The organism is Pseudomonas sp. NPDC087612 (assembly GCF_044743505.1).
In the GTDB taxonomy this organism is placed as follows: domain Bacteria; phylum Pseudomonadota; class Gammaproteobacteria; order Pseudomonadales; family Pseudomonadaceae; genus Aquipseudomonas.
Window position 1 is genome coordinate 681,893 of sequence record NZ_JBIUWO010000001.1, and the last position, 14,129, is coordinate 696,021.

At 62.6% G+C, this 14,129-nt stretch carries 12 protein-coding genes; 9 read left to right on the forward strand and 3 right to left on the reverse strand.

Features of this window, described 5'->3' with window-relative positions:
- The first annotated feature begins 18 nt into the window (after positions 1-18).
- Positions 19-663 (forward strand): YceH family protein, encoded by a 645-nt coding sequence (locus ACIOVF_RS03055; protein ID WP_045194583.1) that lies wholly within the window; start codon positions 19-21, stop codon positions 661-663.
- A 105-nt stretch (positions 664-768) separates the two neighbouring features.
- Here the strand turns inward: ACIOVF_RS03055 and ACIOVF_RS03060 are convergent, their stop codons facing one another.
- Positions 769-1,587 carry a shikimate 5-dehydrogenase gene (locus ACIOVF_RS03060; protein ID WP_401287390.1) on the reverse strand — a complete coding sequence of 273 codons (819 nt, stop codon included), beginning with the start codon at positions 1,585-1,587 and terminating at the stop codon, positions 769-771.
- Positions 1,588-1,843: 256 nt separating this feature from the next.
- Between ACIOVF_RS03060 and ACIOVF_RS03065 the strand changes: the two genes are divergently transcribed.
- Positions 1,844-2,026, forward strand: coding sequence for a hypothetical protein (locus ACIOVF_RS03065; RefSeq protein WP_093381111.1), 183 nt, complete (start codon positions 1,844-1,846; stop codon positions 2,024-2,026).
- A 228-nt stretch (positions 2,027-2,254) separates the two neighbouring features.
- The gene (gene pbpG / locus ACIOVF_RS03070) at positions 2,255-3,178 is read left to right on the forward strand and encodes a D-alanyl-D-alanine endopeptidase (RefSeq protein WP_082075415.1); all 924 of its coding nucleotides are present in this window, start codon (positions 2,255-2,257) and stop codon (positions 3,176-3,178) included.
- Between the two features lie 39 nt (positions 3,179-3,217).
- Here the strand turns inward: pbpG and ACIOVF_RS03075 are convergent, their stop codons facing one another.
- Positions 3,218-3,667: a hypothetical protein gene (locus ACIOVF_RS03075; RefSeq protein ID WP_256326715.1), complete on the reverse strand. Its 450-nt coding sequence runs from the start codon at positions 3,665-3,667 to the stop codon at positions 3,218-3,220.
- Between the two features lie 186 nt (positions 3,668-3,853).
- Here ACIOVF_RS03075 and pvdM point away from each other — a divergent pair, with 186 nt between their 5' ends.
- From pvdM to ACIOVF_RS03105, 6 genes are all read left to right on the forward strand, one after another.
- Entirely contained in the window at positions 3,854-5,203 is a 1,350-nt protein-coding gene (gene pvdM / locus ACIOVF_RS03080) for a pyoverdine-tailoring dipeptidase-like protein PvdM (protein WP_401287395.1), read from the forward strand.
- A gap of 17 nt (positions 5,204-5,220) precedes the next feature.
- On the forward strand, positions 5,221-6,492 hold the full coding sequence (locus ACIOVF_RS03085; protein WP_401287398.1) for an aminotransferase class V-fold PLP-dependent enzyme: 1,272 nt from the start codon (positions 5,221-5,223) through the stop codon (positions 6,490-6,492).
- Positions 6,493-6,504: 12 nt separating this feature from the next.
- Positions 6,505-7,368 (forward strand): formylglycine-generating enzyme family protein, encoded by an 864-nt coding sequence (locus ACIOVF_RS03090; protein WP_045194593.1) that lies wholly within the window; start codon positions 6,505-6,507, stop codon positions 7,366-7,368.
- Positions 7,369-7,480: 112 nt separating this feature from the next.
- Positions 7,481-8,827: a lysine N(6)-hydroxylase/L-ornithine N(5)-oxygenase family protein gene (locus ACIOVF_RS03095; protein ID WP_401287401.1), complete on the forward strand. Its 1,347-nt coding sequence runs from the start codon at positions 7,481-7,483 to the stop codon at positions 8,825-8,827.
- A 14-nt stretch (positions 8,828-8,841) separates the two neighbouring features.
- Entirely contained in the window at positions 8,842-10,491 is a 1,650-nt protein-coding gene (locus ACIOVF_RS03100; RefSeq protein WP_401287404.1) for a cyclic peptide export ABC transporter, read from the forward strand.
- 93 nt (positions 10,492-10,584) lie between these two features.
- Complete coding sequence (locus tag ACIOVF_RS03105) at positions 10,585-13,044, forward strand: TonB-dependent siderophore receptor (RefSeq protein WP_052676483.1); 2,460 nt, start codon at positions 10,585-10,587, stop codon at positions 13,042-13,044.
- Positions 13,045-13,119: 75 nt separating this feature from the next.
- Here the strand turns inward: ACIOVF_RS03105 and ACIOVF_RS03110 are convergent, their stop codons facing one another.
- Positions 13,120-14,079, reverse strand: a complete 960-nt coding sequence (locus tag ACIOVF_RS03110) for an alpha/beta hydrolase (protein ID WP_401287407.1) — start codon at positions 14,077-14,079, stop codon at positions 13,120-13,122.
- Between the last annotated feature and the right edge of the window lie 50 nt (positions 14,080-14,129).

Consider the following 14,129-nt stretch of genomic DNA (forward strand, 5'->3'; position numbering starts at 1 on the left):
TCGCATAGAGACAGGGCCATGTCCGCCGAACACGAAACCGCTTCCGACGCCCGCTTCACCAGCACCGAGATCCGCGTGCTCGGCTCGCTGATCGAAAAACAGGCCACCAGCCCGGAAACCTACCCGCTGACCCTCAACGCCCTGGTGCTGGCCTGCAACCAGAAGACCAGCCGGGAACCGGTCACCAACCTCAGCCAGGGCCAGGTTGGCCAGGCCCTGCGCGCGCTCGAAGGCCAGGGCCTGACCCGCCTGCAGATGGGCAGCCGCGCCGACCGCTGGGAGCAGCGCGTGGACAAGGCCCTGGAGCTGGTGCCGGCGCAGGTAACGCTGCTGGGGCTGATGTTCCTGCGCGGTCCGCAAACGGTTAACGAACTGCTGACCCGCAGCAGCCGCATGCATGAGTTCGAAGATGCTGAACAGGTCGTGCACCAGCTTGAGCGCCTGATCGCCCGCGGCTTTGCCCTGCACCTGCCGCGCCAGGCCGGGCAGCGTGAAGATCGCTACACCCATGCGCTGGGCGATCCGGCCGAGATCGAGGCGATTCTGGCGGCGCGCCAGCAAGGGCCGGAGCGTTCGGCCGGTGGCGCGGTGTCGCTGGAGCGGATCGAAGCGCTGGAAGCACGGATTGCGGCGCTGGAAGAGCGCCTGGCGCAGTTCGAGTAAACCCGGGGCTGCTTTGCAGCCCATCGCTGGCAAGCCAGCTCCCACAATAGATCTGCATGCACAGGACCTGTGGGAGCGGGCTTGCCCCGCGATAGGTTTTACCCTTCACCCGCGGGCAAACGCCACTGCCCGCGCCACCTGCTCCGCCGTTGGCCGTACCCCGGTGTACAGCACGAACTGCTCCAGCGCCTGCAAGGCAATCACCTCCAGCCCGGTAATCACCGGTATGCCCAGACGCTGGGCTTCGACGATCAACGGCGTCAGCGCCGGCATCGCCACCACATCGAATACCCGCTGCGCCGCCGCTATCGCCTCGGGGGCGAAGGCCAACTGTTCGGCTTCAACCCCACCGGCCATGCCGATCGGCGTGACATTGACCAGCATCGGCGGGCACAGGTCGCCCAGCTCTGCCTGCCAGCGATAGCCGCAACTGTCGGCCAGCTGCCGCCCGGCTTGTTCATTGCGGGCGACGATGATGCCCTGGCTAAAGCCGGCATCGCGCAGGGCACTGGCCACCGCCTTGGCCATACCGCCGCTGCCGCGCAGGGCAAACGCCGTCGACGGGTCCACCTGGTGACGCAGGAGCAAATGGCGCACGGCCAGGTAGTCAGTGTTATAGCCTTCCAGGTGGCCATTGGTATTGACGATGGTGTTGATCGACTCGATGACCGCCGCCGACGGGTCAACGCCGTCGACCAGGGCCAGACAGGCTTCCTTGTAAGGCATCGACACGCCACAGCCGCGGATGCCCAGGGCACGAATACCGGCAACGGCTGCCGGCAGGTCGTCGGTAGTCATGGCCTTGTAGTAGAAATCCAGATCCAGCTGCTGATACAGATGGTTGTGAAAGCGCACGCCAAAGGTGCCCGGCCGTCCCGCCAACGAGATGCACAGCTGGGTGTCTTTGCCTGGAAATGTTGCCATTGAAATCTCCTCAGGAAACGGGCTGGCACTGCGCCCTCGCCCGCCGCAGACCGCTGATCGGCCCTTACATAACCTTTACTCTGAACCTGTGTGATTTTTTCGGTTCCCGCAGTCTAGTAAATATCCCCGACGTCGGCGTTGTGCTGTTAGGAGTGGCTATCAACCGGCGCGGCTGATGATCACTATCAAGCGCGTTGATTTCAACCACCCGGCACTCGACGCTAAGGTAGGCCCATGACTCACGGGAGGAACCCCAATGGCCCCTATCAACATCATGTCCGTCATCGGCAGCGCCGTCCCCACCTCGCTCAGGGAGTTGGGCTTGCTGGCCTGCTGGTACCTGGTACGCAATGGCGAAGCGATCTCCGGGCCATTGACCTCCCTGCCGGCCGCCCAGGCCCTCGCCGAGCGTCTCGAGGGCCCCGGCCTGCAAGCCTGAGGCCTGCCCACCGTTTTTTCGTGCGTTGCTCCGCACAGCCCCTTGCCCCGCCCTTTGGCGGGGCTTTTTATGGGCCGCTGAAAGGCACTTGGATTAAGTTTTTTTCATCTGCACGATAGCGCTGTCCGGGCAATCGACAGCAACTAGGCCATACTCCTAAAATGCAGCGGTTTTTGGGGGAAAACCCTTGCACAGCCAACGACATAACAACTTCTAGTGAGCCTCAACGTGAAAACTTCCCTTTCGATTCTAAGCCTGCTGCTGTTGCTCACAGGTACTGCGACTGTCACGTCGACCGCTGCTGCTCAACCCCCGGCCCAGCAACAACGCGATCCAGCGAAATTGCACCTGGCCTCCGGCAGCGCCCTGCTGATCGATCTGCAAACCAACAAGGTGCTCTACGCCAACAACCCTGACCGGGTGGTGCCGATCGCTTCGGTGACCAAGCTGATGACCGGCATGGTGGTGCTCGACGCCAAGCAGAACATGGACGAGATGCTCACGGTCACCATCGCCCAGAACAAGGAAATGAAAGGGGTGTATTCGCGGGTCAAGCTGGGCAGCCAGCTCAACCGCAAGGACATGCTGCTGATCACCCTGATGTCGTCGGAAAACCGCGCGGCCTCAACCCTGGCGCACAACTACCCGGGCGGTTACAACGCCTTCATCAAGGCGATGAACGCCAAGGCCCGTGCATTAGGCATGAGCCACACCCGTTATGTTGAGCCGACGGGGCTTTCGACCAGCAACGTGTCCACTGCCCGCGACCTCAGCAAGCTGCTGATGGCGGCGCGCAACTACCCGCTGCTGAGCAGCTTGAGCACCACCCGCGAGCAGACCGTGGCGTTCAAAAAACCCAACTACACCCTGGGCTTTCGCAACACCGACCACCTGGTCAACAAGAGCAACTGGGACATCAAGCTGACCAAGACCGGCTTCACCAACGATGCCGGCCACTGCCTGGTGTTGTTGACCAAGATGGACAACCGCCCGGTGGCCATGGTGATCCTCGATGCCTTTGGCAAGTACACCCACTTTGCCGACGCCAGCCGCATGCGCCAGTGGCTTGAGACCGGCAGCACCAAGCCGGCCCCGGCAGTAGCCATGCGCTACAAGTCAGAGCGCACGCAGAACCGTCAACTGGCTGACTGAAAACAAAAGGGCCTGTGCATGCACAGGCCCTTTTTCGTTTCAGGCGTTGGTGCTGACCAACGAGCCCGAGCTGCTGCCACCGGCTTCGGTCAGCGCCTTGAGCAGCGTTGCCGTGGCGCTGGCGATCGACGCCGTGGTCGCGCCCACCGCCGATTGCGCGGCAGCAACAGCGGAAGCCTTGAGGATCGGCTCCATGTCGCTGGCCAGGACTTCCTGCAAGCGTTTCTGCTGCTCGGCCAATTGCTTTTGCATTTTCTTGATCATCTCGCGCAATTGCTTGATGTGCGCCGGTTCTTCGCCGGCACTGGCCTCTTCCTTTTCCTTGGCCTCTTCGGCCTTGCCGCTATCACGCACCTTGGACAGGTCGACGCTGACCGCGCCCGCCGCTTCCATCCCGGCCTGCCTTTCCTGGCCGGTGACGGTGATGCCGGTGTTGATGCCGCTGTTCAATGGGGTCCCGTTGATTGATACGGCGCTAAAACCTGCCATGTTTCTATCGTCCTGATGGTATTGGGGTTAACCCGGCTATCGGCCGCAGACGCTGAAACTTGAACCCGGCGCTCGCCCGGATAAATTTGCCCGCACGCCACTCGTCCCTCCTGATACCCAAGCTTTGCCCACGGCACGCCTGTGCACCGGGCAAACCGCTCCGATCAGCCTAACGTCGAGATGGCAATGACCACATCCCGTTCCCGCAAAGCCCTCTACATCGGCCTGCCCCTGGCCCTGGCAGTGGCCGCTGCCAGCGCCGGCTACCTGTACTTCAAATCCCAGCACGGCTACCCGCGCCCGATCGTCGAACAGGCCAATGCCCTGCACGAGCACATGCTGTCGTTCGACAGCCATGTCACTGTGCCGCTGAACTTCGGTAGCGCCGGCAACGAGATCGACAAGGACGGCCACGGCCAGTTCGATCTGGTCAAGGCCGGGCAAGGGCGTTTGTCGGGTGCGGCGTTGACCATTTTCGGCTGGCCGGAGCTGTGGAACGGCGCCAATGCCCCGCACCGCCCGACCCCGGGCTTTGTCGACGAAGCCCGGCACCAGCAGGAGGTGCGCTACAAGATCATCAGCAACATGGTCCGCGACTTCCCCAACCAGGTCGGCATTGCCTATACCCCGGATGATTTCCGGCGCCTCAATGGCGAAGGCAAGTTCGCCGTGTTCATCAGCATGCTCAACGCCTACCCGCTGGGCCACGACCTGTCACAGCTGGACCTGTGGGCCAAGCGCGGCATGCGTATGTTCGGCTTCAGCTACACCGGCAACAACGATTGGGCCGACTCCTCGCGCCCGCTGCCGTTCTTCAACGACACCGCCGACGCCCTCGGCGGCCTGTCGCCACTGGGCGAGCAGGCGGTCAAGCGCCTCAACGCGCTGGGGGTGATCATCGATGTGTCGCAGATGTCGACCCTGGCCCTGGAGGACGTCGCACGCCTGAGCCAGGCGCCGTTCGTGGCCTCGCATTCGGCGCCGCGGGCGCTGGTGGATATCCCGCGCAACCTCAGCGACAAGGAAATGCAGCTGATCAAGGACAGCGGCGGCGTCATCCAGGTGGTCGGCTTCGGCCAGTACCTCAAACCGCTGAGCAAGCCGACCCTGGACAAGCTCGAAGCCCTGCGCGTGCGCTTCGACCTGCAACCGCTGCAAGGCCTGGCCAACGCCCTGATGCCCGGCGACGCGGTAATCGCCATCTGGCCCGAGGCACGCTTTGGCGAGTACGCCAGCAGCCTCTACGGCATCCTCGATCAAGAACCCAAAGCCACCCTCAAGGACTTTGTCGATGCCATCGACTACACGGTGAAGAAGGTCGGCATCGACCACGTTGGCATCAGCTCCGACTTCAACGACGGCGGCGGCCTGGAGGGTTTCAAGGATGTCAGCGAGATCCGCAACGTCACCGCCGAACTGCTCACCCGTGGTTACTCCGAGGCCGACATCGGCAAGCTGTGGGCCGGCAACTTCCTGCGGGTGTGGGCGCAGGTGCAAAAAACCGCCCAGCCCGTTGCCGCCACCGCCACCCCTTGAGCCGGAAACCGCCCGCCATGACAGATCGCCGTACCTTCCTCAAGCAGGCCGGCTTGCTCGCCGCCAGCCTGCCGTTGCTACCCGAGGCGCTGGCCGCCCCGGCCGCGCCGCTGAGCGGCAGCGACAAATGGCGCAACCTGCGCCAGCTGTTCCCCCTGGATCCGGACTACGCCCACTTTGCCAATTTCCTGGTCACTGCCCACCCGCGCCCGGTGCAGGAAGCCATCGATTACTACCGCGCTGAAGTCGACCGCAACCCGGCCAGCCGCATGGACTGGGAGAGCCAGTACGAATGGCAGCGTGAAGGCGAGGTCCGCCAGTGGGCGGCGCGCTACCTGCAAGTCAGGCCCCGGCAGATCGCCCTGACCGGCAGCACCACCGAGGGCCTGGGGATGATCTACGGGCGCTTGCAAGTCAGCCCGCAGCAGGAAATCCTCACCACCGAACACGAGCACTATTCCACAAACCGCACCCTGGCCTTCCGTCAGCGCCACGAAGGCACCCAGGTGCGCAAGCTGCGCCTGTTCAGCCAGCCCTGGGAAATTTCCACCGACCAGGTGCTGAGCACGATCGACCAGGCCATCACCCCCAACACCCGGGTGCTGGGCATGACCTGGGTGCACTCGGGCAGCGGCGTAAAGCTGCCGGTCGGGCAGATCGGCGAACTGGTGCGCCGGCACAACCGTGACCGCGATGAAAACCAGCGGATCATTTACGTGGTCGACGGCGTGCATGGCTTCGGTGTCGAGAACAGCACCTTCGCCGACTTCAACTGCGACTACTTCATCGCCGGCACCCATAAATGGATGTTCGGCCCGCGTGGTACCGGGATCATCTGCGCCGCCTCGGAGAAGATGCAGCACCTGACCCCGACCTTCGCCACCTTCTCCGAGGACGAAGATTTCGCCACCATCATGACCCCCGGCGGCTACCACGCCTTCGAGCACCGCTGGGCACTGGGCAAGGCCTTCGAGCTGCACCTGCAACTGGGCAAGGCCGATGTCCAGGCGCGCATCCACCAGCTCAACGACCTGCTCAAGCAGCGGCTCAAAGAGCACAAGGCCATCGAACTGGTCACCCCGCTCAGCAGCGAACACTCGGCGGGCTTCACCTTCTTCAGGGTCAAGGAACGCAACGCCGATGCCATCGCCGCTTACCTGGTCGACAACCGGGTAATGGTCGACGCCGTGTCGCGCGACGTCGGCCCGGTGATTCGCTTCGCTCCGGGCCTGCTCAACAACGAGCAGGAAATCGATCGGGCCATGGCCCTGCTGATCAAAAAACTCTGAAAAGGCCTTCGCATGTCTTCACCACTGCTCTACCCGCTATCCGTACTCGCGCTGCTGACCAGCATCGCCAGCGCCCAGGCCGCCGACGCGGTACAACCGGGCAAGGTCTTTCGCGACTGTAAAAGCAGCTGCCCGGAAATGGTCATGCTGCCGGCCGGCCGTTACACCATGGGCACCCCGGACGACGAAGTCGGCCGCCAGCCCGACGAAGGCCCGCAACACACCGTGACCTTCGCCAAGCCGTTCGCGGTCAGCCGCTACCAGGTCACTGCCGGTGAATGGGACGCCTACCTGCGCGAGTCCGGGGCCAAGATTGCCGACGGCGACACCCGCCCGGGCCGCGAGTGCAAGGCCAGCAAGCCGCGCTACCAGCAAGGCCCGCGACAACCGGCGGTGTGCATGAGCTATCACGATGCCCAGGCCTATGCCGACTGGCTGACGAAAAAGACCGGCAAGCGCTACCAGTTGATCAGCGAAGCACAGCGCGAATACGCCGCCCGCGCCGGCAGCAACGGGCCGTTCCCGTTCGACATGGACCCGGACGGCGACTACCAGATCAGCCGCAACGCCAACGTCTACGGGCCTAGGGACGGCTTCAGTTTCAGCTCGCCGGTGGGCAGCTACCCGGCCAACGCCTTTGGTGTGTACGACATGCACGGCAACGTCTACGAATGGGTCGCCGACTGTTATCACGACAGCTACGAAGGCGCCCCGAACGACGGCAGTGCCTGGCAGCAGGCCGACTGCAAGGTGGTGGTGATTCGTGGCAACGACTGGGGCGAGGCGCCGATTTTCTCGCGCTCCGGCAACCGCAACGCCAACCTGCCAGGCAACCGCGGAGACTGGATTGGCGTACGCCTGGTCCGCGAACCGTGACGGGCCAACGGCGCTAAATTGTCCCGCAAGCCACTCGTCCTATCGTTGTAATCCCCAAGCCCCGGGGGCCGCCTTCGAGGCTATCGGCCCCGACACTGAAGGAACCGATAGCATGAGCCAGATCCATTTCCCCCAGAAGGTCCACGACCTGGTCGGCGTGGGCTTCGGCCCTTCCAATCTGGCCCTGGCCATTGCCCTGGAAGAGCTCGCGCAAACCAATGGTCACGCGCTGGATGCGCTGTTCATCGACAAGCAGCTGGACTACCGCTGGCACGGCAACACCCTGGCGACCCAGAGCGAACTGCAAATCTCCTTTCTCAAGGACCTGGTGTCGCTGCGCAACCCCACCAGCCCCTACAGCTTCGTCAATTACCTGCACCAGAAGCAGCGCCTGGTCGACTTCATCAACCTCGGCACCTTCTATCCCTGCCGCCTGGAGTACAACGACTACCTGCGCTGGGCCGCCGAGCACTTCGCCACGCAGGCCAGCTACGGCGAAGAAGTACTGCGCATTGAGCCGGTGCTCGACAGCGGCCGGATCCGCCACCTGAAGGTCATTTCGCGTGACGCACAGGGCCAGGAACATGGCCGCCTGACCCGCTCGGTGGTCGTCGGCAGTGGCGGCACACCGAAAGTCCCCGGCATCTTTGCGGCCTTCAAGGACGACCCGCGAGTCTTCCACCATTCTCGCTACCTCAGCAGCCTGGCCGGCTTGCCCTGCACCGAAGGCAAACCCATGCGCATTGCGATCATCGGCTCGGGGCAAAGCGCCGCGGAAGCCTTCATCGATCTCAACGACAGCTTTGCGTCGGTCAAGGTCGACATGATCGTGCGCGCCTCGGCGCTCAAGCCGGCCGACGATAGCCCCTTCGTCAACGAAGTCTTCGCCCCTGTGCACACCGACCTGGTGTTCAACCAGAGCAGCCCGGAGCGCAAGAAGCTGATTGACGAATATCACAACACCAACTACTCGGTCGTTGATATCGACCTGCTTGAGCGCATCTACGGCATCCTCTATCGCCAGAAGGTCGCCCATCAGTTCCGTCACGCCGTGCTCTGCCGCCGCCAGGTGCAGGCGGCCACCGCCACCGCCGATGGCATCGAGCTGACCCTGGAAGACCTCTCGACCGGGCAACAGCAGACCCATCGTTACGATGCCGTGATCCTCGCCACTGGCTACGAGCGACGCTCGCACCGGGAACTGCTGGCACCGCTACAAGACTACCTGGAGGACTACAGCGTCGGCCGCGACTACCGCGCCCTGGCCAGTAGCGACCTGCAGGCCGCGGTGTACTTGCAGGGTTTCTGTGAAGCCACCCATGGCCTGAGCGACACCTTGCTCTCGGTGCTGCCGATTCGCGCGGCCGAAATTGGCCAGTCGCTGTACGACACCCTGGGCAAGCAGGCAGTACCTGCTTTTGCCACTTCCCATGCGCCGACTGCGCTGACCAGCGCCTGAGCCAGGAACCCTTCATGAGCAAGCAATACCGTGGCGCAATGCGCGAGCTGTTGGCGCTGTTGCGCCCTTTCTGGCCGCAGGTGGTCGTGTCGATTGTCCTGGGCATGATCGGTGGCTTGAGTGTCACCGCCTTGCTGGCGACCATCAACGATGGCCTGCACAGCCCGCAAGGCCTTGGCCCGTCGCTGATTGCCAGTTTCGCCGGGCTGTGTGTGGTGGCGTTACTGAGCTCGATTCTGTCCGATATCGGCAGCAACCGCATCGGTCAGAAGATCATCGCCAACCTGCGCAAGGAGCTGGGGGAAAAGGTCCTCAGCGCCCCGATCGGGCAGATCGAACGCTACCGCAGCCATCGCTTGATTCCGGTGCTGACCCACGACATCGATACCATCAGCTCGTTCGCCTTCGCCTTTGCGCCCCTGGCCATTTCCCTGACCGTGACCCTGGGCTGCCTGGGTTACCTGGCAATGCTGTCCTGGCCAATGTTTGTCATGATGCTGCTGGCAATCGGCATCGGCACGGTGATCCAGTACGTGGCCAGGGCTCGTGGCATCAAGGGCTTCATGGCCGCTCGCGAAGCCGAGGATGAACTGCAGAAACACTACAGTGCGATCGCCGAGGGCGCCAAGGAGCTGCGCATCCACCGCCCCCGACGCCAGCGCATGTTCGTCGCCGGGATACAAAAGGTTGCCGAGCATATCTGCAATACCCAGATTCGCTCGATCAATACTTTCGTGATTGCCAAAAGCCTCGGCTCAATGCTGTTCTTCGTGGTCATCGGCCTGGCCCTGGCCCTGCAGTCGTTCTGGCCGAGCGCCGACAAAGCGGTAATGAGTGGCTTCGTGCTGGTGTTGCTGTACATGAAGGGGCCGCTGGAGCATCTGGTCAGCACCCTGCCCATAGTCAGCCGGGCGCAGATCGCCTTTCGCCGGATCGCCGAGTTGTCCGAGCAGTTTTCATCGCCCGAGCCGCACCTGCTGCTCAGCGACCAGGGCACGCCGACAGTGAGCGTCGAGCGCCTGCAACTGCTTGATGTCTGTCACAGCTACCCGACCCGGGACGGCTGCGCGCCCTTTCACCTGGGGCCGGTCAACCTGGATATCCGCCAGGGCGACATTGTCTTCATCGTCGGCGAAAACGGCTGCGGCAAGACCACGCTGATCAAGCTGTTACTGGGGCTCTACCCGCCACAGCAAGGCCAGATCCGCCTCAACGGCGAGGTCATCGACGATCGCGCCCGCGATGACTACCGGCAGCTCTTCACCACCATTTTTGCTGACTATTACCTGTTCGACGACCTGGTCAATGACGGCCTGCAGGTACCTGCCCAGGCCTCGCAATACCTGGAACGCCTGGAGATCGCTCACAAAGTCAGTATCCGTGACGGCGCCTTCAGCACCACCGACCTGTCGACCGGGCAACGCAAGCGCCTGGCACTGGTCAATGCCTGGATCGAAGAGCGCCCGGTGCTGGTGTTCGATGAATGGGCCGCCGACCAGGACCCGACGTTCCGGCGCATTTTCTACACCGAACTGTTGCCCGACCTCAAGCGCCTGGGCAAGACCATCATCGTCATTTCCCACGACGACCGTTACTTCGATATCGCCGATCAACTGATCCGGATGAAGAACGGACAAGTCGTGGCCGAACGTGCCATGGCTTGAAAAAGAAAAAAGTTTTCCGGATTTGGCCTGCTAGAGCGTCTTACAAAAAATACTAATCATTCTCACTTGTTTGCCTTCGCGCTGGAGCCTCCGTTGACCACTGCATACCGCTTGCCACCCTTCACCAGGGCTTTGCTGATTCGTCGGACTTTAACCAGGCCACTGGCACTGAGCAGCCTGGTCGGCCTCAGCGCCCTGGCTGTCACTGCCCAGGCCCATGCGCAGATGGTCGCGTTTGCAATTCCAGCGCAATCGCTGGCCAGCGCCCTGCAGGCGTTCGGCACCCAGGCCAACATCCAGATTCTCTACAGCCCCGACGACGTCGCCGGGCTTAGAAGCCGCGCACTGAACGGCACCAAGGAGCCTGCCCAGGCGATTGCCGAACTGCTCGGCGGGACCAGCGTGCGCTACAACCTGCAAGGCGATGTGCTGACCATCCATGGCAACAAGGGCGGCGCCGACCTGACCCTGGATGCCACCACAGTCAACAGCTCATCCCTGGGCCTTACCACTGAGGGCACCGGGTCCTACACCACCGGTGAAACCAGTACGGCGACCAAGATGAACCTGTCGCTGCGCAAGACCCCGCAGTCTGTCAGCGTAATCACCCGTCAGCAGATCGAAGACCAAGGGCTGTTGAGCATCGCCGATGTGCTCAACCAGACGCCCGGGGTGACGGTCAGCCAGGACAATACCGAGGTCAATACCTTTTATTCCCGCGGCTTTGAGATTTCCAACTTTCAGTTCGACGGCCTGCCCAGCCTCAGCACCAATGCCCCGTTGCGCGACAACTACGGTTTGATCGGCACCGCCATTTACGACCGTATCGAGATCCTGCGCGGCTCGGCCGGCTTGCTCAATGGCACCGGCTACCCGTCGGGCGTGGTCAACTTCGTGCGCAAAAAACCGACCGCGCAGTTCCAGGGGCATGTGACCGCCGGCGCGGGCAGCTGGGACCAGTACCGCACCGAAGTCGACCTGTCCGGCCCGTTGACCGACAGCAAGCATATTCGTGGCCGGATGGTGGCTGCCACTCAGGATGAAAAAAGCTACATCGACTACCTGCGTCGTGAAGACCACGTGTTCTACGGCATCATCGAGGCCGACCTGTCCGACAGCACCACCTTCGCTTTCGGCATGGACTATCAGAAAGGCAATGCCGACGGCTCGACCAACTCCAACCTGCCGGCGTTCTACACCAACGGCGCGACGGTCAAGCCGTCGCGTTCGACCAACTCCGGGGCAAAATGGTCGTACAGCAACACCGAAACCCAACGCTACTTCGCCAACATCGAACACCATTTTGAAAATGACTGGCTGCTCAAGGTCGAGACCAATTTCCGCCGCTATGACGTCGACAACCTCACCGCCACCGCCAACGGCCAGATCGACGCGGTCACCCACTCGGCCAACGCCTTTACCAGCAAGTACTACTCGACCTCCAAGGAGGTCGACGTAGCGGCTTACGCCACCGGCCCTTTCCAGCTGTTCGGGCGCACCCATGAGATGGTCATGGGCCTGAACTGGGCACGCAACGAAAACGAATCCGGCACCCATTCGTTCGGCAGTTACAAGATCGATGACTTTTTCAACTGGGACAACAATCCGGTCAAGCCCAGCAAACTGCTGTTCACCGTGCCTTACGACACCGTTGCCCGTGAGCGTGCCGGGTACTTTGCGACCATCCTCAAACCGACGGACCGGCTGAACGTGATTCTCGGTTCACGGGTGACCGACCACTACTGGAACCAGGATGGTTTCAACCCGTTGCTGCCCAACCCCAACACCCATTACAACTCCCGCGAAAGTGGCGTGGTCACCCCCTACGCGGGCATCACCTATGACCTGGACGACTACCACACCGTTTACGCAAGCTACGCCGATATCTTCAAACCGCAACCGTTCAACCCCGATCGCAACGGCACGCCGCTGGAGCCACTGACCGGTGAAAGCTACGAAGTGGGGATCAAGGGCGAATACTACGAGGGCCGCCTGAACGCCAGCCTCGCGCTGTTCACCTCCAAGCAGGACAACGTCGCCGAAGCCGACGGCCTGCGTGTGGACATTCCCAACGCCACGGCTTACAAGGCGGTGTCAGGCGCCACCACCAAAGGCTTTGAAATCGAAGTCTCGGGTGAACTGCTTCCCGACTGGAATGTTCATGGCGGCTACACCTACCGCACCTCCGAAGACAAGGACGGCAACAAGGTCAGCACCACCCAGCCTGAACAGATTGCCCGGTTCGCAACCACCTATCGCCTGCCCGGCCTGCTCAACCGCATGACAGTGGGCGGCAACGTCTCGTGGCAGAGCAATATCTACTACGACACCACCCTGGGCTTTGGCCCCGGCGCAATCCCCGCCCGTTTCGACCAGAAGGGCTACACCCTGGTCGGCCTGCTGGCCGGTTACGATTTCAGTGACAACCTGCGCGGCAACATCAACCTGAACAACCTGACCGACCGCAAGTACTTCAGCGGCATGGGCTCCTACGGTTCGACCTTCTACGGCGAGCCGCGCAATGTGATGGCCAGCCTCAAGTATTCGTTCTGATCCAGGGCACAGGAAAAAGGGGCACTGAACGTCGGTTCAGTGCCCCTTTTTCATGGCCAGGGTGAAACCTTTGCCTCAACGCTCGAACGCCTGGCGCAGGTCTGCGCATAACTGCGTGTAGATGTCCGTGACCTGGCCAACCACCGAGCCCAGGCGCAAAAAGTCGTGGGTCAGGCCGGGGTATTCCCTGAGCGTTACAGGTACGCCCTGCTCCTGCAGCCGGTGTGCATAGGCCCGGCCCTCATCAAGCAGCGGATCAAGCCCGGCCAGGGCAATGCAGGCGGGGGCAACGTTGCTCAGCTTATCTGTCAGCAACGGCGAAAAGCGCCAGTCACAGCGGTCTTGCGCAGCACTCTGGTAGTGCTGGTAGAACCACTCCAGCGTCTGGCTCTCGAGCAAGTAGCCTTCGGCGAACAGCTCCATGGAGGCGCTGCGCCGGGAGGCATCCGTCACCGGATAGCACAGGAGTTGCAAGCGCGGCTGCAGCGCCGCGTCCGGCCCTGCCTGGGCAGCCTGGGAGGCCAACACGGTGGCAATGGTCGCGCCGACACTGTCGCCGGCAAACGCGACCCGGGCAAGGTCCAGCTGCAGGGCCCGGGCCTGGCCGGGCAACCAGGCCAGGACATCCTCGCCATCGAGCAGCGGCTGCGGAAAACGGTGTTCGGGCGCCAACCGGTAACCCACCGACAGCACCGCACATTGGCCGCCTGCGGCAAACTCGCGACAAACGCCATCGTGCGAATCCAGGCTGCCCACCACGTAGCCACCGCCGTGGAAGTACACCAGCAATGGCAAGGCCCCCTCGCATTGCCGGGCACGATACAGGCGCACCGGCACCGCGCCGCCATCGCGGCTGGTGACCGTCAGTTCCTGACAGTCGAGCCGCTGCTCGACGGGCCAGCGCAGTTGCTGGGTAGTCTGCTCGAACGCGGCCCGGGCCTGCTCCGGGGTTTGTTGATGAAAAGGCAGATCGAGCGGGCCGCGGCTTTCCTCGGCCAGGTCGAGGAAATCAGCAAGATCAGGGTGCAAAGACATTTGAGCTTCCTAAACGGTGTATCGAATCGTGCCGGCAAAGGTTTGCCGGC

Coding starts and splice junctions, on each gene's coding strand:
- ACIOVF_RS03055 (WP_045194583.1), top strand. CDS start 19: ATGTCCGCCGAACACGAAACCGCTTCCGACGCCCGCTTCACCAGCACC.
- ACIOVF_RS03060 (WP_401287390.1), bottom strand. CDS start 1,587: ATGGCAACATTTCCAGGCAAAGACACCCAGCTGTGCATCTCGTTGGCG.
- ACIOVF_RS03065 (WP_093381111.1), top strand. CDS start 1,844: ATGGCCCCTATCAACATCATGTCCGTCATCGGCAGCGCCGTCCCCACC.
- ACIOVF_RS03075 (WP_256326715.1), bottom strand. CDS start 3,667: ATGGCAGGTTTTAGCGCCGTATCAATCAACGGGACCCCATTGAACAGC.
- pvdM (WP_401287395.1), top strand. CDS start 3,854: ATGACCACATCCCGTTCCCGCAAAGCCCTCTACATCGGCCTGCCCCTG.
- ACIOVF_RS03085 (WP_401287398.1), top strand. CDS start 5,221: ATGACAGATCGCCGTACCTTCCTCAAGCAGGCCGGCTTGCTCGCCGCC.
- ACIOVF_RS03090 (WP_045194593.1), top strand. CDS start 6,505: ATGTCTTCACCACTGCTCTACCCGCTATCCGTACTCGCGCTGCTGACC.
- ACIOVF_RS03095 (WP_401287401.1), top strand. CDS start 7,481: ATGAGCCAGATCCATTTCCCCCAGAAGGTCCACGACCTGGTCGGCGTG.
- ACIOVF_RS03100 (WP_401287404.1), top strand. CDS start 8,842: ATGAGCAAGCAATACCGTGGCGCAATGCGCGAGCTGTTGGCGCTGTTG.
- ACIOVF_RS03110 (WP_401287407.1), bottom strand. CDS start 14,079: ATGTCTTTGCACCCTGATCTTGCTGATTTCCTCGACCTGGCCGAGGAA.